17 protein-coding genes and 1 other RNA gene are annotated in these 17855 nt (G+C 50.5%); 13 read left to right on the top strand and 5 right to left on the bottom strand.

Annotated elements, in window-relative coordinates:
- The first annotated feature begins 35 nt into the window (after positions 1-35).
- Positions 36-134: signal recognition particle sRNA small type (gene ffs / locus LOKVESSMR4R_RS03625), an RNA gene on the top strand.
- Positions 135-1087: 953 nt separating this feature from the next.
- Here the strand turns inward: ffs and LOKVESSMR4R_RS03615 are convergent.
- Positions 1088-6976, bottom strand: a complete 5889-nt coding sequence (locus LOKVESSMR4R_RS03615) for a beta strand repeat-containing protein (protein ID WP_157898111.1) — start codon at positions 6974-6976, stop codon at positions 1088-1090.
- 172 nt (positions 6977-7148) lie between these two features.
- Between LOKVESSMR4R_RS03615 and LOKVESSMR4R_RS03610 the strand changes: the two genes are divergently transcribed.
- The gene (locus tag LOKVESSMR4R_RS03610; RefSeq protein ID WP_087206348.1) at positions 7149-7712 is read left to right on the top strand and encodes an HTH domain-containing protein; all 564 of its coding nucleotides are present in this window, start codon (positions 7149-7151) and stop codon (positions 7710-7712) included.
- A 474-nt stretch (positions 7713-8186) separates the two neighbouring features.
- Here LOKVESSMR4R_RS03610 and LOKVESSMR4R_RS20775 read toward each other — a convergent pair whose 3' ends face one another.
- Both LOKVESSMR4R_RS20775 and LOKVESSMR4R_RS20020 read right to left on the bottom strand, forming a co-directional pair.
- On the bottom strand, positions 8187-8489 hold the full coding sequence (locus LOKVESSMR4R_RS20775; protein ID WP_420645905.1) for a DUF6626 family protein: 303 nt from the start codon (positions 8487-8489) through the stop codon (positions 8187-8189).
- 320 nt (positions 8490-8809) lie between these two features.
- Positions 8810-9610: a winged helix-turn-helix domain-containing protein gene (locus LOKVESSMR4R_RS20020; RefSeq protein ID WP_157898110.1), complete on the bottom strand. Its 801-nt coding sequence runs from the start codon at positions 9608-9610 to the stop codon at positions 8810-8812.
- A gap of 115 nt (positions 9611-9725) precedes the next feature.
- Here LOKVESSMR4R_RS20020 and LOKVESSMR4R_RS03595 point away from each other — a divergent pair, with 115 nt between their 5' ends.
- The 10 genes from LOKVESSMR4R_RS03595 (at position 9726) to LOKVESSMR4R_RS03550 (ending at position 15526) form a co-directional block, all read left to right on the top strand.
- Positions 9726-10517 carry a hypothetical protein gene (locus tag LOKVESSMR4R_RS03595; protein WP_087206345.1) on the top strand — a complete coding sequence of 264 codons (792 nt, stop codon included), beginning with the start codon at positions 9726-9728 and terminating at the stop codon, positions 10515-10517.
- A gap of 71 nt (positions 10518-10588) precedes the next feature.
- Positions 10589-11287, top strand: coding sequence for an AAA family ATPase (locus tag LOKVESSMR4R_RS03590; RefSeq protein WP_087206344.1), 699 nt, complete (start codon positions 10589-10591; stop codon positions 11285-11287).
- Positions 11284-11517, top strand: coding sequence for a hypothetical protein (locus LOKVESSMR4R_RS03585; protein WP_087206343.1), 234 nt, complete (start codon positions 11284-11286; stop codon positions 11515-11517). The genes LOKVESSMR4R_RS03590 and LOKVESSMR4R_RS03585 overlap by 4 nt, the downstream gene beginning before the upstream one ends.
- A complete protein-coding gene (locus LOKVESSMR4R_RS03580) occupies positions 11510-11812 on the top strand; it encodes a hypothetical protein (protein WP_087206342.1) in 303 nt (100 codons plus the stop codon). Before LOKVESSMR4R_RS03585 ends, LOKVESSMR4R_RS03580 begins: the two co-directional genes overlap by 8 nt.
- Complete coding sequence (locus tag LOKVESSMR4R_RS03575; RefSeq protein ID WP_087206341.1) at positions 11809-12534, top strand: hypothetical protein; 726 nt, start codon at positions 11809-11811, stop codon at positions 12532-12534. Before LOKVESSMR4R_RS03580 ends, LOKVESSMR4R_RS03575 begins: the two co-directional genes overlap by 4 nt.
- 57 nt (positions 12535-12591) lie before the next feature.
- The gene (locus LOKVESSMR4R_RS03570; RefSeq protein ID WP_157898109.1) at positions 12592-12978 is read left to right on the top strand and encodes a hypothetical protein; all 387 of its coding nucleotides are present in this window, start codon (positions 12592-12594) and stop codon (positions 12976-12978) included.
- 58 nt (positions 12979-13036) lie between these two features.
- On the top strand, positions 13037-13663 hold the full coding sequence (locus LOKVESSMR4R_RS03565) for a hypothetical protein (RefSeq protein WP_087206339.1): 627 nt from the start codon (positions 13037-13039) through the stop codon (positions 13661-13663).
- Between the two features lie 450 nt (positions 13664-14113).
- A complete protein-coding gene (locus LOKVESSMR4R_RS03560; RefSeq protein WP_087212527.1) occupies positions 14114-14572 on the top strand; it encodes a DUF6641 family protein in 459 nt (152 codons plus the stop codon).
- Entirely contained in the window at positions 14565-14894 is a 330-nt protein-coding gene (locus LOKVESSMR4R_RS03555; RefSeq protein ID WP_237331894.1) for a DUF3768 domain-containing protein, read from the top strand. Before LOKVESSMR4R_RS03560 ends, LOKVESSMR4R_RS03555 begins: the two co-directional genes overlap by 8 nt.
- Positions 14895-14980: 86 nt before the next feature.
- Positions 14981-15526: a peroxiredoxin gene (locus LOKVESSMR4R_RS03550; RefSeq protein ID WP_087206337.1), complete on the top strand. Its 546-nt coding sequence runs from the start codon at positions 14981-14983 to the stop codon at positions 15524-15526.
- A 331-nt stretch (positions 15527-15857) separates the two neighbouring features.
- On the opposite strand, the gene LOKVESSMR4R_RS03545 is transcribed toward LOKVESSMR4R_RS03550, so the two are convergent.
- Positions 15858-16856, bottom strand: a complete 999-nt coding sequence (locus LOKVESSMR4R_RS03545; RefSeq protein ID WP_087206336.1) for a tyrosine-type recombinase/integrase — start codon at positions 16854-16856, stop codon at positions 15858-15860.
- A gap of 85 nt (positions 16857-16941) precedes the next feature.
- Here LOKVESSMR4R_RS03545 and LOKVESSMR4R_RS20015 point away from each other — a divergent pair, with 85 nt between their 5' ends.
- Positions 16942-17124, top strand: coding sequence for a hypothetical protein (locus tag LOKVESSMR4R_RS20015; RefSeq protein WP_157898108.1), 183 nt, complete (start codon positions 16942-16944; stop codon positions 17122-17124).
- A 37-nt stretch (positions 17125-17161) separates the two neighbouring features.
- On the opposite strand, the gene LOKVESSMR4R_RS03540 is transcribed toward LOKVESSMR4R_RS20015, so the two are convergent.
- Positions 17162-17494: an H-NS family nucleoid-associated regulatory protein gene (locus LOKVESSMR4R_RS03540; protein ID WP_087206335.1), complete on the bottom strand. Its 333-nt coding sequence runs from the start codon at positions 17492-17494 to the stop codon at positions 17162-17164.
- Between the last annotated feature and the right edge of the window lie 361 nt (positions 17495-17855).

Genomic DNA, 17855 nt, shown 5'->3' with positions numbered 1-17855 from the left:
TTGCACTTGGCCGGGTCTTGTCTTATGTGGTGGCTTGAGAGGTTGGCGCGGGCGAGTGCCTCGCCAACCTGGTCAGGTCCGGAAGGAAGCAGCCATAACGAGCCCCACTTGGGTCGTTGTCCAACCTCTCACCCTACCATCCCATAAATCTGAATCCGACCGAAACAGCGGCGCAGGACATGGCGGGGCATCCGTGCCGTGGCACAGCCCGTCAGGTCATTCATCCAAGTTTAGATGGAGGCGAGTACCGGAATCGAACCGGTCTACACGGATTTGCAAATAATATACTCTTACTTAAGTTATTGATTTTTAATAGTTTTACTTCAATGAATTGCTGGTGTGTATCAAAACGCGTAAATCCGTTTACATAACTTTATTCAGTTTTGATGTGTTCAACACCATGAAATGTCACAATGAAATCAGGGCTATTTAAAGCATTAAAACGACGGCTGCGCGGCTTGAACCGCCTTGTTCCCACTGTCTGCGCGACTGCACACGGCGCTGACGACGAAAAATGCTTGTTCAGCGGGCCTATTGAGACGAACTTATCGTCAGACCGAATGTCACTCGAAAAATTCTGGTTAGAATATTGGAGTTTTTCACTTGCCTACCATTATGAGAACTCATCAAAAAAGAGATATATCCTCTCAGGATGATCACATCACAACTGACTTGAACGATTTAATCCAACGGCTTCAGCGTTCTTACTATAAAGTAATGATTGCGCCCAACTGCGCATTTCTGCTGCTCCTTGTGTACGTAGCCAAGCCTATAAAGCTGATCGACGAATTCCACCAATAACCAAGAAGTATTAGTTTCAGACTGACTGTAGCAAAACCTTGATCTAGCTGGAGCATTAATAACAAAATCTAGAATCTTTATCTCTATTCGTGGTTTTTTGCTCCTACGGCTTGTCATTAAATCTTTGTTGCTTCTTTTATTATAAATATCAAGGTTCCCTAATCTCCGATAATTGCAAGCAGTCAGCGCGCCGTTTCTACACAGATTAATTAAAATTTGCTTGTTGCAATCGTTAATCATGCCGGCTGCTTCAAATTATTCGATGACTGACAAGTAAGGATATTAGTCAAAGAAGCTCAACTATGATTGCCAGCTGTTGCGTCGAGGGCGAGCTATCTGCGGCATATGAATATGACGTGTCACTGTAAAGCTTATAGGCCTTGTACTTGCCCGCACTGCTAGACTCCGTTTGAGAGTAGTAAATGTCATTTGCCTGCCACAACGAATACTCATCAACGAAAGCATTTTTGATATCAGAGTTGCCACCACCAAAAACAGCTTCAAGAGTCGTAGCCGACGGTATTTTATAATCTTCGCTTGATGATCCCGCAAAGCTTCCCACAAAATTGTTCCCTATCACACCAGCAGATATAGCATCAGCCAAATCAGCTCGGTCGTTAGTGTCAGACACACCGTCTCCATTCTTGTCCCAAAAGAAAAACGTGGACCCGTTCATAGAAATAGGCTCGATCAAGTTGCCTCGGCCTTCACCGAGATCGATGACATTTACTACTGCATCGCTATCGGAGATCGATGTAAACGTTAAATCTGCGGCAAGACCACCGCCTGTAATAGTCTCACCATTAGCAAGCGTAATCTCGGTAGCGGTAATGCCATCCGCGTCCAGATCACCAGGTTGCACAATGTATTGATAAATGATTGTGTTACTATCTGCATCAAAGCTCGAAAATGACGCCTCGGCCGTATCCGGGCTTGCTGCATCATTGTCGTCAATCTCCAGAAGTAGCTTTGAGTTTGACGCATTTACCGTAACATCATCCTCGAACTTGGCTGATATTTCGATAGTGTCATCCGTGGTAAAAAAGTTATCTGCTGGCTTGGAAAACGTCACGCTTTCCACTCCGGGTCCCGTTGTATCAATAGCCCCAGTAACAGCTGACGACGCTTCGCTTTCATTCCCGAATGCATCGGTCAGTATCGCCGTTATCGACAGGGTTTCGGTTCCATCAAACTCCCCAGCTTTGGCAGTTGCGAAATAGGTTCCACTATTTTCAACGATGTTAAACTTTGTTGTGATGTCGGTGGAACCATCAAACAGTGTCAGTGTGGCGCCAGCCTCACCGGTTGCCGTAAGCTCAGATCCATTTTGGGTCAGATTGGGAGCGACAGGTATAAAAGGGTCAACCTCAAACACATATGCTAAACCGGTGCTCGTGTGCCCTAATGTTCCATCGGTAAGACCAATACCCTGATAGTGCCCGCTTGTGTTTTTTACAAATGCATCCATTTCATAGTAGTATCGAATATTAAACCAATTAGCAGCGGGCATTCCGCTACCACTGTCTGTGGCGATGTCCTGCATTGTTGTTAAGGTTGGGACTTGGAATGTTGTAGAATTGAAAGTGTAAAAGCCTTTTAGCGGTGCTGTACCAAAAACACCTGTTAAAGAGGCTAGTTCACCACTATTGATCGCGTCATCGCCATCAATATTCCCATCATTATCAGCATCCCAAACATAGAATACTCTAGTCGTGCCATTATCATTGAGCTGATAGGGGGATATGAGCTGGCCTTTTCCTGATCCCAAATCAATAACTTGTTTTATCATGATCACACTGAGCTCGTCAGTTGAGGTGTCGTCTGAGCTATTTCCTGCCGCATCTGTAACGGTGGCCTGCACGTCATATGTGTTTCCATCTGCCAAACTTAGCGTGCCGCTATCAGCGCTAGCTGTGCTCAGATCGATGCTCCACGTGCCGCCGTTCACAGCGACCTCGTCATAGGTCGCGCCACCTACAATGACTGTGAGGCTTTCTCCTGTGCCTATGGGTGCTGTACCCGTGATCGTGGGGGTCAGCGTGCTTGCAGTCAGACTATCTACAGTAGGTGTTGTAGGCGCGGTTGTGTCGAGGTTTGTTGTAAGACCGCTGCTTGCGGAACTGGTGTTGCCCGCCGCATCTGTGATGGTAGCGGTGAGGGTTTTGCTGCCATCCGACCCCATATCAGCCTTGGCCACAGTGAAGTCTACGTAGCCGTTTGTGATATCGCCTGCGCCGAGTGTCGCGGTTTTTGCGGTCGCAAAAGATCCACTGTCCAACAATAGCTCTACAGTGTCTCCAGCTACGGCAAGCTCCCCAGATGTTGGCAGACTGACACGCAAGGTGGCCGAAGCTTCGCTGTCATTCCAATACCCGTCTGCAAGAATTGAGGTGTCTGGCTCTAACAAAGATGCCGGTGCAGCGGGCGCGGTTGTGTCGAGGGTGGCGGTCTGTGCAGTTCCAGCAGAGAGATTGCCCGCAGCATCGGCTACATAGAGCTTGTAGGTTCCACTCCCCAAGCCACTGACTGCAATCTGCGTGTCTGTGTTGGCAGCAGTGATCGGGGCGCTGTTAAATTTTGCATCAGCAAGGGCTGTGATCTCAGCGACTGTCGTAACTGTTTCACTGCTCTCAACCAAATAGGCAGTACCAACTTCGTTACTTTGAACAGTGATAGTGCCAGTTGCCGATGCAACCTGACCCGCACTCATGGTGGCTGTTGGCGCTTGGGTGTCGATAAAGACAGCGGATGTATCACTGATCGCGCTAAGGGTTGTATTGAGATTATTACCCGCTGCATCTTTGAGGGTGCCACCGTTGGCTGCTAGGCTATTTACCTCAATGCCATCACTGTCAGCATCATTTGCCTTAACAGTGTAGCTGAAGGTCAGACCGGTTGTGCCACTGCCACTTACGAAGGTAGCATACTCAGTGTTACTGCCTATGGTCAGCTCAAGACGTGGCGTCCCATCAGATGTGTTTACCGAGGTTGGGTTGGATGTGTTGACGGTAAATGTGAGCGTGTCACCTGTCACATAGCCGCCAGCAGATGGGGCAGTGACGCTGATGATGGTCAGGGCCGACTCTGCAACGATAGCTTGGATCTCGGTAGGCGTCAGTAATGCATCTGTGCTATCGGCAAGCGCTGCGTTCACAGCGTTGATTGTTGCCGTTGTCACCCCGCCTACCCCAAGCGCGAGATAATCTGCTGGCGTTGGCACAGCAGTTTGGCCATCAAAGAGGTTAAGTTTAATTGCTGCATCCGCGATCGTCTGCATCTCGGATGGAACAAGGGAGTCGTCTCGCGCTTCAGCCACCGCCGCATTTACGTAGCCAAGCTTGGTCGCGTTATCGATACCACTCACACCAAGCGTGGTATAGTCAGCCTGCGTCGGTGCAAAAATACCGCCACCTGCATAGAGATTAATGGTAGATTGCGATTGCAGTGCTTCATCCACACGCGTTTGCATGTGGGCCACGCTAAGCGCCGTGATGCTGTAATCGGCTAGCCCTGCATTTGCCGCAGCCAGCGTGTCGGCAGTCGTTACACCCGTGATGCCAAGATTGTCATAATCACTCTGTGAGGGCGCAGTGTTCGTTGCATCGGCTGCGTAAGCATTAATGACCCCCGCCGACGCTATCGCGTCTTTGGCTATGGTCTCCACACCAGCGGCATCGATGGTGGTGGTCCCGTTCGCAGCAATTGCTGCGTTGACTAGATCTACATTGCTACTTGTAACAAGCGTGTCATCTGCAAGCAAAGCATCGTAATCAGCTTCTGTGGGCACTTGCTCAATGCCACCTGCATAACCTTGTATTTTCGAGATTGCTGTGTTCGCTTTGTTGACCAAAGTCTGGATGATGTCGGGGGTGTAGGACGCTTTATTGGCCACCTCCCCATTTACCGTCGCCAGATCCACTTGACCTGATCCAGTTCCTATTCCCGTGATCCCAAGAAGTGCGTAGTCCTCTGCAGCGGGCGCAGAGTTAGTACCATCATATGCCTCAATTTTATCGGCCGCGGCAAATGCGGCATCAGCCAATGTTTGCAGCTCAGCTGGTGTAAGATTATCATCGCTGCTTGCTGCCACCGCTGCATTAAGAACGGCTAAATCTGCTGCGTCGCTCGCACCGGTAATACCGATATCACTATAATCTAGCAGGGACGGCGCGCGTTCTGACCCACCAGCATATGCATTGATCCGTGCGCTAATATCGGCTGCTTGCGACGCAAGAGTTTGCAATTCTTCAGGCGTTTTATCGGCTTTGGCATCGCCCGCAATCATTGCATTCACAGCGGCTACATTTTCTGCTGTTACACCGGTAATGCTCAATGCTTCGTAATCTGCGGTCACAGGTGCTGCGCCTGTCCCAGTATAGCCATTTATCTTAGTCGACGCCGCAGCGATCTCGCCAATAATCGTTGTAAGGTCAGAGGGTTTGAGATTGTCGTTCGCACTCGCGGCAACACGCGCGTTCATCGCTCCCAAAAGGGCCTCTGTGACGTTTGCAACGTCAACTGTCCGATAATCTGCAATTGTTGGTGCGACATTGGTGCCGTCGTACGCATTGATCTTGTTTAGTGCGTCAACAATGCCTTGCAGCTCAGTAGGCGTGAGCCCTTTATCACTGCTATTTTCGACTATCTCATTGACGCCATCTACATTGCCCTCGGTCACCCCAGTGACGCCAGCATCTTCATAATCTTCTGCCGTCGGGCTGTCTTTTCCTGCGCCGCCCGCCTCATTGATTTTTTCTACAGCTTTTGCCGTGTCGCGCACTTCTTCCGCAGTGAGCTTGCCGCCTTGCCCGCTACCTTTACCAGCCTTGCCTGCAATGGCTTCATTGACGGCCTCCGCGACTTCCTTGCCCCAGTCGCCAGCACCGGGAATGCCCGCATCTTCATAGTCTTGACCGGTTGGCGCGTCACCTGTGCCGTCAAAACCGCCTATACCCTCTGCCTTGCTATTGGCAATTTCTTGTGCCGTCGGGCCAGAGGGCGTGGCAGGTGTTGTCGATGTGGTGCCGCCACCAGTTTCGGTATCTTCATCAGAAGACCCGTTGTTACCACGTTTTGGAAGTGTGAGTGTCCCATTGGCCTCCGAGCGACCTGTTGCTTGCTCAATCACTTCCTTCTTTGTTTCGAGTACTTCGAAGACACGCTCAACAGCGTTGGCATTTTCTTCTGCCTGTTCGAACTGCTGATCAACCGCGATCGCGAGGTTGGGTGTTTCACCACGTGTGTTTTGCGCAACCAACAGTCCAAGACGTTCCCCGTTGCCAGAAGCCAGCTCTTCTAATGCTTCGATGTCTTCAGCTGATTTTACAATGATTTCAACGACAGAGACCTCTTCAGCCTCAATCGGATCATCCGTCTCGCCACGCGTAATCGACACACCAGCGTCTGTCAGCTCTTTGGCTTGGCTAGCGGTGAGCACAAGCTTGGAGTTCAGCACGATACCATCACTGCGCGTGACACCAGATACAATTGCGGCGGAGGCATCTACAGTGCCATCATCAATGATGAGGCGCCCACCATTCAACGTAATCGTAGAGCCCGTAAGCAGTGTTAAAGTGTCATTATCATCCGACGGCAAATCAAACATCAAATCGCCGCCTGTCAGCTCTACATTGAGTAAAGCCGACGTGTTGTCTTCAAAACCATCTCTCAGCGCTGCGGATGTAAAAGTTACATCGCCACTACCAATGAGTTTGAAGCCGGCACCAGTTTGCTGATCCGCAATCGCCACATCAAGTGATGTTGCGCTGTCCACCTGTAATTGAGTGATCGCTTCAAGAGCAGCTGTTGCGGCAGTGCTTGATTGAGCCGCTGTAAATGTGGCCTGGCCTTGATTGGCTTCAGAGCGGGTGATGTCTACCGCTCCAAAGTTAGACGCCACTTGCCATAGGCCTGGCGAGGTCTCAACGACGGCGAAAGCCTGGGTTACTAATTTGTCTGCAGGCGGCTGCGGAGTTGGGTCGTCTGAGTCACTGCCACAAGCCGCCAATGGCAATAACGAGACAGCCGTTAAGCTGCGCGCAATGGATTGATGAGCCTCCTTGGATGACTTGATCTGCGCTTGTTGCGCACCAGCCGACAAGGTGTTTTTGAGGCTCCCAAGGGAAAAAAACCGGTTTTTGAATTGGGTACGCATAGGCTCACTTGTGTCGTTCATGAAGACTACCCAGTAGCTGGCTGGGCTTACCTCTCGACAAATGCTTGAGCGCAGTCACAGGCGAAAGATGGCAATTTTTGCCATGTTCAAAGTGAACCTGTTCACTTCAATGGGCCGCCTTATCTAAGGATCCGACGGCGGTAGAACATAAAAACGCATAAGGAACGACGCCATGCTGAGTACAGACCCAAAAACAATGAATTTGGTTGCTCTAGGAGTAGCCAAGCTGACCTATGGTTCACTCCAGACCATCGCAAGGTATTTGGGCAACGATTTAGACCTTGGATTGATTGGTTTTGCAGTCGTATTGCGAACCCGGCCAGATTGGTTTGCATACATTGAGCGTCATAATTTGTCTGATAATGTCATTCGACAAATCAATGAGCACAAAGGCTATACAACGTCAGTTTATGAGATATCGCAGTTCACGGGAATCAATCGCGCGACAGTTCGCCGCAAGCTCAAAAAACTAGAAGAGATAGGGATCATTGAGCAATTGGATGTCCAGCGATGGCATTTAAAAGACTTTGCGCCGGGTGATAAATCGGGGCCCGCCCTTATGCTGAGAGAGATGCTGGAAAACTATGTCACTGTAACGCATGCACTTGAGCAATTACTCCCCGATGAAATTGATCATGCAAAACAAACAGCGCGCCAAAAAGGGTTTGCCTTCCAACCATTGGCACTGAACGAAGATGAGATTAAAGAAAAAATAAAACGTGGCAGTGTTGCTTAACCATGCAGACTGAGTATCGCAGCATAGCCTGTTTCTGGATCAGTCAAGAAATTGTTTTTGTGCGATAAAATCGAAGGATGTGTGGAGAATAGCTGTAAGAGCCGCGTGCTGCATCAACCCAAGTGTAACGCTTATGGACCTGCATTGACCACCATCCACCCCACACAGGGCCCATGCAGCGTGTCGTAGACGCCATCAGCTCAAATCATCAGGCTTGGGTTCGCTAAACGGGCGTGGTTTGTGGCGCGGCTTTGGCTTGGGGCGAGCCTTGGCTTTTGTTTGCGTCGGGATGGGCAAAGGCTTAGGCTTTGGATGGTATCTCCAAACAGCCTCGTCAACGATCTCACTGACCAGCATCAGTGTCCTGCCAAATGTTAGGTGATGCCAAATCACCAGCCTGACTTGAAAAGTACTGGCCTAGAAAATTCCGCGCGGCAGATTTTTTGGCCAGCAGGACCCATTTCGGACACATCGTCATGCCGACATCCTTTCTGGGTCTCGCCAAACAGCCTCAGCCTGACGGGCAATGGCTTGGTCACAGAGCGATTTCAGCCGATCAAACTGAGCAGCCATTGCAGCATGATCGCACTTGCCACTGCCACGCAGTCGATCGGCATAGTGGCCAAGCTTGTGGGCACAGATGGCCAGTGTCTCCACACTAGGCCCAGTGCCATGATTGCGCAGCGTCCGAATATATCCCTCACTGCGTCCAAGCCATGCTCGACAAAACTCCGGCGTGTTACGCACAGCGCCGCTCCCAATCAGCTCATCTCTCATGTGTTCAAGTAGCATTACGCTCATGTAGCCTCCTAAATATCCAACGTTCACAAATATTTATCCGATATCGCAGCGATGCCATGACAGTGTGGCAAGCGTCTTGGCATGCCGGTCTATACGGGACCTGCTATCGTGATTTTCTGCGGCACTTTACAGGTGAAACACAGTGTTCGCGTTTACTTCGCAGAACACAGTGATTAAGTTTACTCTCAAGAACACAGTGTTTAAAAACACTGTGTTACTATTTTTAATCATTTAGAATCAATATGTTAGATTCTCATCGCTAGCGCATAGATGGAATCTCGCTGATGCACTGACGCCTAGCGTGTGTCAGCTTTGGGGAATATCCCTTGCTCAGCGTTCTTGATGAGACTGCACGCCATTCGATAGTCGCGCTGAACCACGCGATTTTTCGCCCTGCGCATGTTGGCATGAAGCTGATCTGTTGAGATGCCAGCTTTGATCAGTTGCCGCTCTGTTAGACCTTCGAGGCGATTGTTTACGGTAATGCCAACGCGGTCTGCGATTTCAGCATCAGTGGCATTTGGATCGCGGGTCTTGTGTCTATAAATTTGCAGCTGACGATGCAATGTCATCAGAATGGGACGCGAAAACACAGCATAACGGGCTGTAGAACGTGATGTTGTCGCGATACGTTCGGGGTAATGGATTTGCAAATGCAGCGCCTCAAAAGAACGCATGACTGCGTCTTTGCCACGGCTCAAATCTAGCTGAATTGTCAAAAGGCTTTCTGGGTCACCCGTGGCAGATTGACCATCTGCAATAGTCACTGCTGGCCGCTCAGCAAAGATTTGCCACCGTTCCTGCCACCATTCATTGAAACCTGTTTTGTAGAGATCGCCAAAATCTTCATAAAGTTTTGAACAGGGACCTATGCCACCTTGTTTACAGGTTTGGTCGTAATTTGAGCTCAGCTGCAAAAAGCGCCACCAATAATAGTAAACGGAGCATTTGTACCCTGGCGCTCCTTTATAGGGGGGTGTTGGGGCGCTTCGAACCTTTTGATGTGCAAGTATTTTGGGGGGAGCGCACTGAAAAGAAGACTGGGAGAAACACCCAGATGCTTGATGATCTGGACGTGACTCCATGAAGCTCTGCATGTTCGTCAGTTAGTCCCAGATCAGCATTTGTCGAACAGATTGAACAGATCAGCCCGCTGTTGGCTGTCCGCGTGGCTCTGCGCCACATCAAGCTCAATCTGTAAAAGGACATCACATGTCTCAAAATGATTATCGCAAAACGCTGGAGACCACCCTCGATCAGATTGCCCATGCACGGGCGGTCTGGGAAGACGGGTCACTCAAAGCTGCCAATGAAGAGCTCTATGCAATTCTTGAGCGTTGCTTCGCTGTCTTCGTGGAGATGAAGGAAGACACAGCCAAGCGCCGCACGTTGAATGCTTTGCTGACTGACCGCGCGATGAAGCCCCGCTCCAACACAAGCCTTGGATTGAAGGTGATCCGCTACGTGTTCGGGAAAGAGGGCAACCGTGAACAGGCCTATGCCAAGATCTTGGGCATTGCCTATGATCTTAAGCCTGCTGACCAATCTTTGACCAGCTACATTGAGGAATGCGGTGGTGTTGAAGAAGTGCGCCGCACGTCAAAGATCAAAGATGGCAAGACGATGACTGCCGAGGATTACAAGCAAATGGCTGTTATGGGCCTCAATATGGCCCGCATCCCAGTCGCGTCTTTTCCTCTGCCGGAATTTATCCAACCCAACAGCGAATATGATGAGGACTATGTTGTTGGTCTTATCCGCTGCAATCCTGATGGCACGGGTGATCTCCTGTTTGGCAACAACGATGCCAAGGTGATCGATACGGTGCTGATCGCATCGGGCAAGTATCTCGATCAAAAAGCACAGGATGATCAGAAAGGTCTTGAAGCAGCTGATGTTGCCAAGCGGCGTACAGAGGATGTCAAAACCTTCGCGCCCAAGCTCTTTGCGTCAATGTCGCACAAGGTGCGCATCACGGACTCTGCCATCACAGCAGCCGAATGATCAACTTCGTTGCGGGGCGTGAGTAAATACGTCCCGCAGCGCAAGCCCTCTTCCCCCCGAAAGGATACCCCATGACCTTCGCTGAACGTCACAGGCCACGGTCTGTGCATGACCTAGTTTTTGCCGATCCTACCGTCGCCGCGATCATTGATCGCTATGCCCATTCCCGCCCCTCTAAGCCACTGTTGCTCTATGGCGCACCCGGAACGGGTAAGTCAGAAGCCCTGCGCTTGATCGCAGAAACACAGTTTGCCCAAGCAGGCATTGAATGCAAGGACTTCACCGTGAACGGCGCGGATGCCAATAAAGGCATTTATGACAAAATGCTGAACATGGCCCAGATGCAGATGTGGCCTGTGGGTACGCCTGCAATCATTGTGGCTGATGAAATCGATGAGATCGAGGATGCCTTGCCGGGCAAAACCCGCACCTTCATCGAACAGCATAAGAGCGTGCAGCTTCTTGCCAGCACCAATTACATCAAAAAGCTGAAGCCTGCCCTTCAGAGCCGCTTGCGCTGTGTGGAAGTCAAAAAACCCGCGCCTATGGATTGGGTGCCGCGTGCCCAAGCGATCCTGACCGCTGAGGGTGCAAACGTCACGACCACAATTGTGCAGCAGCTCATGGCAAACTTTGCGGGCGATGCACGCGACTTTATCGATTACCTCGAAGAGCAAGTCGATGCCGCACGGCAATTTGCCCCTGCAGCCTCCGCTCAGCCTCGCACAGTGGCCAGCATCCTGAACCAAGCGTCAGGGGGCACGCCATGACCGAGCATGCCAAGGATATGCGAACAGAGTTTCGGCTGTTTGAGCTCTATGGGCTCCGCGAAGTCATCACTGCCGCCAAAACCTCAAACACGCCAAAAGCAGAGTTTGTGCCGCTCGCTGAAGCGATCCTCGCCGAAAACCAAGCCCGTGCCTTTGCTGCACGTTGGCCCACACTCACCGCAGATGAACAAATCCAAATCTGCACCATGCTGGAGAACGATCATGGATAGGCAAACATTGATGTTGGAGCTAAAGGGGCTTTCGCAGGTGATGAACGCTGATGTACGCGAGCTTGTTTATAAGCGCCAAGCTGTAAGCACCTTGGCGGATGAATATGAGGCGGTGAACCCGTTCCACGACATGCTGGACCACCTTGAAAGTGATCTCATTCATGCAATCGATCGCTCTATCCACGAAAATCTCTCGCGTGAAGCGGGCTCAGTCTTTGCAGATCAATGGCACCAAATGTCTGTACATGAGCAGTTTCAGTATCTCGAAAACTACGTGCGAGGTGTTTCGAAATGAACAATCACAGCACTGGAGTGATAAAGCTAAATGCGGTCTTGGATCAAATGATCCGTGATTGGATGTGCATCATAAATTTAGATGCCGAGTTCTGCTTTACCTATAGCGACGATGATCCCAATCCATACACATCTATGATAACTGGATTTCAGGCTGACGTGTTCCAAAGTCACGATTTTGGCAATTGTATTGTCTGGGATGAAGGCAGTCTCACTGTTATCAATCTGCCGGACCACGGTGGCAGGGCTGGGATTATCTCAACGTCAATCCGCATTGAGTTTCCAGAACCGTTGAAGACGATCTTTGAGAAACATGCATCCAAAGAAATTTTTGATCACTCATGTGATTATGTCGAGTTTGATTGTAAGATCGATCTGCCTGACGTCGAACACTACTCCTTGATGATGTACTTACACGGAGCGGTCCGAGGCATCAGGCTGGGTGCATTTTCCGAGACTGTGTTTCGCACGAATGCTGCTGCTCTGGCCACTGAGCTTCAAATTTATGCGCCTTGGTTTCATTATGGAGCCTCGATCGCGGATCAGTTTGAAGATAAGAATAGGCACGCCTTGCTGATCAAGCACCTCCGCGCTATCTGCGAATATCTGGATCACGGTGGTGAGTTGAATTTCACAAAACTGACCTCGCTTTGTGATGTTGCCGGAAGCCTTCAACCAGCGGTTTCTGTGATCCAAAAGAAAATGCCGGAACTTGTGGTCTGACCGATAGCGGTCAGGCTGGGCATATACAGGGGCGCTGTGCCTCAGAAAGTAAACATCGTGATTGATGATGACGTGGCTGATTTGCTCGAAGCATCAGGCCTGCCCGTGTTGTGGCGCTCGCAGGCTCCTTTCTATGCAGCTGAGTTGCAGGTGTTAAGGGCCGTTGACTGCTGTCTGCGTCGGGAAACTGCCTGTTTTGGCGACATGGAAGATCGTGTGGCGCAGCATCTCAGCGAGGCCATTCAGGCAGCATCCACAGAGATGACATCTGAGGAGCGCAATGCCTTTTTTGGTATGTGGGATCAGCTTGATGAAGAGGTCCAGCTCTACGTGCTTAATGGCTATAGTGAGCTGCCGCCGATGGAGTGTGGCCCAAAAGACTGCAAGATGAGGGCATATGATCGCGCTGTCCCCACCCACACTGCCGGTCTAAAAATAAACTGAACCGCCAAGTTGTCGCCAGCATCTGCCCCTCGTTGATAAATACACGAGGAGGAAGTGCATGACATATGCGCAGCGCAAACAGGAACGCAGAGCTTTGATCGACAATCTGCTGGCGCACGACTGGGACGTGTTTGGCACGCTCAAGTTCGTCAACGGCAGACACATCGGCAGAACCTCAGCCACCAAGCTGCTGCGCAGCTACTGGAACAGGGCAGACCGTGTGTTCTTTGGCCATGCCGCTGAGCGACAGGGTGTGCGTGTGCCGCGTTGGTGTTTTGCGCATGAGGGCAGCGACAGCGATAACTTTCATATTCATTTCCTTCTGAAATCCCCCACCACCAACACGGAACGCACCTGTACTGTGCTGAACGCGATCTGGGCGCAGCATCACGCGCAAACAGCGCCTTTGGCCAAAAACTGGATCACACCGGTTATCAACAGATGGAAGGCTGCCGAGTATTGCACGCGCGAATATTGGCGCATGGGCAGCGCCACATGGTTGGACGGGATCAGTTGGCACAGCATCGATTTGGCTGAAATGGCTAAATACGAGCATGACGCTCAGCAAAAGCGCATTGAAAGGGCAGCCAGCCCAATCTGGCTTAGGCAAGCACATGAGGCATTACAGGCACAACAGGCAGCGTATGCGGCAGACGACGGAGACCTCGTAGAGCAGCGTGGCTAGGCCCCTGCGCACTGCAACATATCAGACAACTCGAACAGGATGGTGTCGTAGATGAATTTCTTGGCACATCCTTGTTCACGAGCAAATGTTCAAACAACATAAAGTCAAAGAGAACAGATGAAAAACATCAAGTGGAAGACGAAAAATAGATAAAAACAGTATATTAAGTGAAGAGGTGCTCAAGTTGTTAAACAACGTTGAATGCAAGACACAGCATCAAGTGAGATGAAAGTTATCATAAGAGATAAGTTTTTATATAGGGGCGATAGGCCAAAACACAGCGTCAGCGGGTTATACCGTTAGACGCTTTTTTTATGGGCGTTGCTTCGGTTTACACCGTGCCTTTCGCTGATCAAATCTTTCTGCCAGATCATCCCGTCTTTCCGGTCGTCCACTAACTTCGTTGACCATATGTTCGCGTTATGGGTGTATATAGGAAGCGCTAAGCATATGACACATCTTGCAAAATTGACATTCAAGTCAGTATCCAAAGCCACTGCACGTGATCCGGTGATTGCTCGTCGTGACAAGGTCATTGCTGCACTTGAGGAACAGAAGGTTGTATTTGCAGCAGCTGTGCGTGGTGAACAGCACATGATTGAGCGGTCAAAGTGGATGACAAATGATCAGGGCGAACGGGTCTTGGTCAAAACACAGCGACGTGCTCGTGCGTGGTTCTTTCAACAAGACCAGGGTTGGTATGTGCAGTGCCGTTATGGCGCACGTGTGATCGCAGCTGATGGGGTCAATAATGCTGTGTTCGTCAGAACGCTCAAGGATGTAGCGCCAGTTCTCGATGCTTTTGTTGCGGCAGCTAATGCAGGTGAACTGGATACTGTATTGGCCAAGATAGCGGAGCGGCAACCACGCATCAAGCCAGGTGCAGCGAAAGCCTCAGCAAATGACTGATGATGCGGCAAAAATAGCTGCACTTAATGATAGAGCACGGCGCTCCTTCATGGATTGTCGTGTTGTCGTCACGCAGGGCATTCAGATGTTGGGTGAGGATGCCACAGCGCAAATCTTGTCTGCTGTGCAATCGTTTGACGCATTCACAGCGGACAATGATCCATATGGTGAGCATGACTTTGGCAAGATCACCTATGCAGGTAAGGATGTATTCTGGAAGTGGGATTACTGCGATCTAGACTTCTCAATGCATTCGCCCGATCCCACGGACACCACGGTCACAGCACGTGTGCTCACCATCATGCTGGCCGAGGAGTATTAAAGGAACCAGCATTGCTGTGGGGTTGTTTACCTGCTCAGAGCAGCGGTATCAAACAGAACGGATGAACCAATGCGGAGCGATGCAAGATGACCCCACAATCAGTGCCAGAAGCCGTATTCCATACGCGTGTGCGCAATCCCGATATTGCAGGCGATAATCCGTTTGAGTGGAAACAGCTTTCGACCGGTGATGTGTTCGCAGGAAAGCGTGTCGTGGTTTTTGCCTTGCCGGGTGCGTTCACGCCAGCCTGTTCAGAAAGTCACTTACCCGGCTATGAGCGGCTCCATGACCAGTTTACTGCACAAGGCGTTGACAGCGTTGTCTGCGTTGCTGTGAATGATGCTTTTGTCATGTTCCAGTGGGCCAAATCTCAAAATATACAGAAGGTGTTCATGCTGCCCGACGGCAATGCAGAGTTCACGCGCAAAATGGGCATGTTGGTTGATCGGTCCACACAGGGCCTGGGCATGCGTAGCTGGCGTTATTCAATGCTGGTCGAGAATGGTGCAATCACAAAGCTATTTGCTGAGCCGGGACTACGAGACAATCCACCAGGCGTGCCCATGGCGGTTTCCTCTGCGGAAACAATGCTGGACTACCTACAGCATCATCACCAGCCAAGTTCAGTTTAGACAAGCACGTAATTCAAGCCATCAACGAAGCATGATTGAGTTTTGTTTTCTGCCTGATGATCATTCTGGCCTGCAGCACTCGCCATTGCTGCGGGCAGCACTGCTGACTATGCGCTATGCGCGGTAACGTGGGATATTCCTCCCAACCAAGTCGTTCAGGCGTGTGGTTGTAAATTTAGCCGCTGCACTTTCTGCTAACCCGACTAAAGCTGAGGTGGCATTACAAAGACCAGTTTTGCGTAACTAGGCATGGGGCAATCTCGCCGCAGTCACTGGGCCGCCTGTTTGCAAAGCTAATTACGTTCTATTTAATGCGCATAGATCACAGTGGCTATTCTGGCATCGACGAGCCGCCGTTCTTGTCAAAAGCCTCGGACACCTTTGCTGCCGCTGACTGAGAAGCGAGGATACGTCGCCCATAGCGCGCTGGCATTTCTGGCGACGTCCAGCGACCTGCGACCATGATCGATGAAAGATCGCAGCCAAGACGAAACGCATCATGCACACCACCCACTCTGGTACTATGCGCTGAAACGTCTGGCCGACCAACGCAGCGTTTTATAATGCGTGAGACTGTCGCCGGGTCCATGGGCACAACTTTTCCGCCACGTTGCGACTTTGTCAAAATTGGATCATCTGCTTTTCTGCCAGCCAGCTCGATCCATTGCACGACCGCCTGTGAGCCTTTTGCTGACAAAAATGCGTATGATCCTTCGCCATTTTGGTCAGTCTTAGAGCGGGCCACAAACATTAAGCTGCTTCCGTCATCTTGGCGCTGCAGATCACGGACTTTGAATGCGACCAGCTCTGATGCTCTGCACCACGTATCCGTTGCCAGCCACAGCAGTGCTTTGTCTCGAATGTCGCGCCGTTCATCACCCAGCTTAGCGATGACTGCGAGCACTTCGCGCTTACCAAGTGGCGGGGCCTGCCTTTGCGCGCTGCCATAGCGGCGCTTCACGCCCTTCAAGGCAAGCTCAACGAGACGATGACGGGTTGGTGACGGCAGAAACTGCGAGCGATGCAGCTCAGCGATCCCCCACAGTCTGGTTTCAATCGTATTGGCAGCAAGCTTACCACCCATGTCGTCTACCCATGCGGCCACTGTTGCAGGTTCAATAGGGGGTGTCGCGTTATGCCCGTTGTTGCAGCACCATTCGGTGAAGGTGCGCACTATCAAGCGGTAATTTCTCAAGGTCTCAGGGGCAAACGCAGCTTCTGACCGTCTGCGATACTCGTCTATCAGGTCTTTACGCTTTTTGGATGATATGTTCGAAAGTCTGCTAAGTAATTCTGTTCGCTCAATATCTCTGTCAAATGCCTGTTTCATCCCTAACCCTTTCAGCGCTTCTTTGCCATTAACCTAATCTTAACCAATTCTATCAAATATCGAGATAGTCATTGGGGGGGGAGACATGAGCATAGACCAGCATTGCCAGCTAATCCTGCGTCTGGAAACTGCATTGTTGGAATATGTCGAAAGGTATGGGTTAACTGAGCAAGCGCGGACGTTGCTGACAGCCGCGCCTGCCTATGATGTTTCTAAAAGCGCAATAAGCAGATCAACCAAACCGGCAGAGCAAAATGATTTGGTATGAATATCGCCCGTGTCTATGATCAGGTGTCCGCAGCGATTTAGTTGGCTGCTTGGGCGATGGCTAAGTCTTTGGGCGTCTTGCCTGATGCAAGGGCTTCAATGAACCAGAGTGGTTTGCGTCCTCGGCCAGACCACGTGAGGGTCGGGTTCTCAGGGTGCTGATATTTTGGGGCAACAGCAGTGCGGCTTGCTTTTTTATCACTGCTCATCAGTTCAGAAAGCGAAAAGCCCAACTCTTTTGCCAGCGCTTCAACCTTCGCGCGGGCTTCAGCTTTTTGACGGTCTTCGAAAGTGGAAATTGTTTTGATGATGTCTTTATGCAGGTGCTTAAGTTCATTAACTGACATGCTGTCCAGATTTTCTTTAAACATTTGGCATCCCTTGTTTGCGTTATTGGGGGGCTGATATACCTGCCATCCAAAGCATTCAACTCATGTTATGAAATTTTGGTTCCAATATATTTTGTGGCGGGGGTGTCTTTTAAAAAGCTGCGGCATTCATCTATCTTTTGACAACGCTTTTTGCTGGAGTGACCGCCAACGCTGCAATAACCGCGCAGTTTAACCTGCACTGCACTACACAGCTGAAAATCTCATAGAAGCAGCATTGTGTGAGATTTTCGCCTAAGTCATTGAAAAATATAGGGATCGTGAGCGGCATGATTTTGGTCGACCAACCGGAACCTCAGACTTTACAGTCATTTATAGCAAATGATTAGGTTTTTGGGGATCG

This window comes from Yoonia vestfoldensis (assembly GCF_002158905.1).
GTDB classification, from domain to species: Bacteria; Pseudomonadota; Alphaproteobacteria; order Rhodobacterales; family Rhodobacteraceae; genus Yoonia; species Yoonia vestfoldensis_B.
The sequence above is the reverse complement of the archived record's forward strand: the minus strand, read 5'-3'. Positions and strand labels throughout refer to the sequence as shown.